Genomic DNA, 4,269 nt, shown 5'->3' with positions numbered 1-4,269 from the left:
GGCCAATAGGTAACGCTTCTGTTATTTCAATTATTTTCTGCCAATCCATGTCGTGTTTATTATAGTCTAATAAAAAAGTAATATCGTTACCTTCTTCTTTTCCTTTTAATATAACGCGCACTTCTTTAACAACCGATTCTATATCTACCGTTTGTACTCGTATATGAACGGATTCTCCCTTTTTCCGTTCAATGAAGTTCTCTTTTGCCTCATCAATAGTAACCTTCTCAAACTTCGGCAATTCTTTATCTATAGTCGGTGTTTCGTTATTTATTCGAATGAGCGGTACATTTAATTCATTCTCTATTACTTCTTCCTTCTCATCTTCTTTATAACTTTCAACGAGCTGAAGGTTCCAATCACCTTGTAAATCATATATTCCGGCCTTATAATTAGCGATCCATCGCTTCGTTTCTTCTTCATACTCAAAAGATATTATTCTCTCTTGTCTGTACTGCTCACCATTTTTTTGTAATTGTAATATACCTTTTACACTTTGAATGTTTTTTTCATTTGGTTCTACAGCAATCCGCACTTCTTCGCCAACCTTTAGCTCCTGCTTATTAACTGTAATAACCCCTCGGTCTGTTTCTATCGTTCTTTCTTCTTTTTGTTCTTTCCCTTGCTCATTTTCTACTATTTTTTTTTCATCTTCAACCGAGGGCATTTCCACTTGTTCCGGCTGTTCCTGAACTTCTTTATTTTTTCCCTCTTGGTCATTCATTTCGCTTATATTTTGATCTTGTACACTTTTTTCTTCTGCCTGCCCTTGTGATGGTGAAAATATGCATATATGTAAGAATAGCCAACTAACTAGAAAAAACTTTACTTTTTTCATCTATTTGTTCAAACTCCTATTTTGACGCCTTATAGCGATTTCGTCACTTTTACTCCGAAAAACCCATCTACATTTACAAGTTCTCCATACGCCACTAATACATCGTTCACATAAATTTGAATCGGTTCATCAATATCTTCATCAAGTACGACCGCTTCATTTTCTTGTAGACTTAAAATATCTTGAATTGTTCTCACTGTACTTCCAAATACAAATTTAACATTCATTTCTACATTTTGTAGAATAGATGTATCCATATATACTGGCTCAACTTGCTTGACTTCTTTATATTCAATTGGCTGTACGACTGGTGCAGGAATTTCTTCCTCTTCAACAACTTCCTCAACTATTTCTTCTTGCCCTTCCACCATCGGATATAGAAGTCTTCTAACCATTTCTTTCGCTTCTGATATCGGTAGTATTTGATACATCTTTGATTGAAGGAGATCACCAATTTCAAGATTAAAAGTAATTTGAACGAGTTCGTCAACTGCCATCGACTCTCCCAAATATTCCATTTCTTCTTTTAAAGAAACAAATTTAACGTCTGGTGGTGTCATATCCATTTTTTCTTTAAACATTTCTGACATCGCTGTTGCAGCATGCCCCATCATTTGGTTCATAATTTCTTTAATGCCACTTAACTCTAATTCACTTAGCTCTTTCTCCGGATCAATTTCACCCGTTCCCATCATCATTAAATCTACCATTGTTAAAGCAACATCTTTCGTAAATACGAATACATTCTCATTTTTTAGTCCTTCAACAAAATCGACATTTAAAATAACAAACGGAACCGGTACTCCTTCATAATGACGAACATTAATCGCCTCTACATTTGGTGTACTAATAGTGACAGGCTGATTTAAAAGCGTCGATAGTACTGTTGAAGCCGAACCGATTGAAATATTCGCAATTTCACCAAGCACATCTTTCTCTTCTTGTGTTAATTGCTCTTTTTCTACATGCTCTTCTAAAATCTCAGTTTCCTGCACTTCCGCCGGCTCATCTATCTCTTCTTCCACACCACCAGATAATTGTAACAATTTATTTATCATTCGCTTCGCATGTTCAACTGAAACAACCTGTACAAGCTGAGAATTCACAAGATTATCTATTTTTAATTCAAACGATACTTTAACAACCATATTATTCCCATTAATACCAGAAATCTTCTCCATCTCTTCTGTAAGTTGCACAACTTTAATTGTTGGCGGAGACATGTCTACCGTATCTTGGAAGAATTCTGACATAGATGTTGCTGCGAATCCCATCATTTGATTCATAGCTTCTTGTACTGCACTTAGCTCTAATTCACCAAGCTCTTTTCCCTCTTCAACTTCACCTGTTCCCATCATCATTAAATCAGCAATAGATAAAGCAACATCTTGTTGAAGAACAAGAAGATTTTCCATATCTAATCCTTTTGTGAAATGGATATTTAATACAACATGTGGAATTTCAACATCACTTGTATCATATAAATCTACCAATTCTACTTGAGGAGCAGTAATACTTACTTGCCTATTTAAAATTGTTGATAATACAGTCGAAGCTGAACCAAATGATATATTAGCAATCTCACCAAGAATATCGCATTCTTGAGGCGTTAAATGTTCATTTTCTTTTTCTAGCACAATTGTGCCAGTATCCCCTTTTGTGTGTTGCTCAGGCATTTTTCCTGCCTCCTCATTTTTGTTTTTCTATCAAATGATTTAAACTCTCTATTACACTCGTTATGTTTTACCAAACTTATCATCCGAATTGTGAACATGTATTTATTTCCACAATATGTGTAAACGACGGTTTTCATATACTTATATTATTAGTTCTACCCAAAAAGCTCCCCAATTGTATACAAGTGGGGAGCTTCCTTCATTCCTATTATAAACCTTCTGGGTTTAAAATGAGGACCACTCGTCCATCACCGAGAATTGTTGCACCAGAGAAATAGTTAGAGCTCTCTGCAAAGAAATCACCTAATGACTTTAAAACTATTTCTCTTTGACCGATAATTGTGTTTACGATAAGTCCATAGCTACGATGTGTATTACGAACAATTAACACAGGAACCATTTGACTATCATATGATGCGAACGCCTCATCTACTGTTTTTTCACCAAATACAGTACTTAAATGTTTCACTTCAATAATTTGATTGCGATAGTTTAAAACGTCTTTCCCTTGTAACGATTGTATGTCTTCTTTCTTAATTCGAATGGCTTCAGCAATATTGCCAAGAGGCAAGGCATAACGCTTATCATTTGTTTGAACAAGCATTGATTGAATAATAGACAATGTTAAAGGAAGTTCAATTCTGAATGTACTTCCTTTTCCTTCTTCAGAATCAATAATTAAATGCCCACCTAAACTATGAATCGTATGTTTAACAACATCTAATCCAACCCCACGTCCAGAAAGGTCAGATACAACTTCCGCTGTACTAAATCCCGGTTGGAAGATAAGATCAAACACTTCACGATCCGTTAATTTATTTGCCTCTGATTCCGTTACAACACCATTTTTTATCGCTTTTTCTAATACTTTTCCTTTATGAATACCATTTCCATCATCAGTAATTTGAATTACGACATGATTTCCACTATGAAACGCCTCTAATTTAATAGTACCTGTCTCATTTTTCCCGGCATCACGGCGTTTTTCAACAGTCTCGATCCCATGATCAATTGCATTGCGAATTAAATGAACGAGTGGATCACCAATTTCGTCAATAACAATTTTATCAACTTCAGTATCTTCACCTTTAATTTGTAAATCGATTTTTTTACCTAAATCTTTCGCTAACATACGTACCATACGCGGAAAACGATTGAAGACCGTTTCAATCGGTACCATACGCATATTTAATAATACATTTTGGATATCTTTTGAAATATCCCCTAATCGATTTAAATGCTCGATTAACTCTTTATTTTGAATCGTTTCTGCTAATTCATCAATTCGTCCACGCTCAATTACACTTTCTTCAAACATATTCATTAATGTTTCGATTTTTTCTAACTGAACACGAATAGAACGATTCTCCACTTTAGCATTTTTCGTTTTTGTAGTACTTTTAGTTGACGTATTGCTCACCGGTTGAATTGGCAGTTCTAAAGGTGACTTCAGCTGTCTGGTTTCAACCTGTGGAATCGTTTCTTCCACCTGTACGACTTCTTGTACTTTATGACTACCTTGCTTCACTTCTACTTTCTCAATTTCAGAAACATGAAGCACTACTCGTTTCAATTCTTCAACACTATGATCAGTATTCATATGTACTGTAAACTCAAATCCAAAAGCATCCGCTTCAATTTCTTCAATGCTTGGAACCGTTTTTTGTATATCCCCTACATTTTGTAATGCTTCAATACACATAATGGCACGTACTGCTTTTAAAATGGCTTGTTGTTCGACGGTTATATATACTT

General features: G+C 35.0%; 2 protein-coding genes and 1 pseudogene. All 3 read right to left on the bottom strand.

Features of this window, described 5'->3' with window-relative positions; genetic code table 11:
- Positions 1–838 (bottom strand): annotated as a pseudogene (locus AC1DJR_RS19145) (transglycosylase); the annotation flags it as partial.
- Positions 839–867: 29 nt separating this feature from the next.
- On the bottom strand, positions 868–2,514 hold the full coding sequence (locus AC1DJR_RS19140) for a flagellar motor switch protein (RefSeq protein WP_477003258.1): 1,647 nt from the start codon (positions 2,512–2,514) through the stop codon (positions 868–870).
- Between the two features lie 208 nt (positions 2,515–2,722).
- Positions 2,723–4,269 (bottom strand): chemotaxis protein CheW (locus tag AC1DJR_RS19135; protein WP_477003257.1); only part of this gene is annotated, 1,547 nt, incomplete at its 5' end.

This window comes from Bacillus sp. 05T31, from assembly GCF_056396725.1.
Note: the sequence above shows the minus strand (reverse complement) of the source record. Positions and strands in the feature narration are given on the sequence as shown.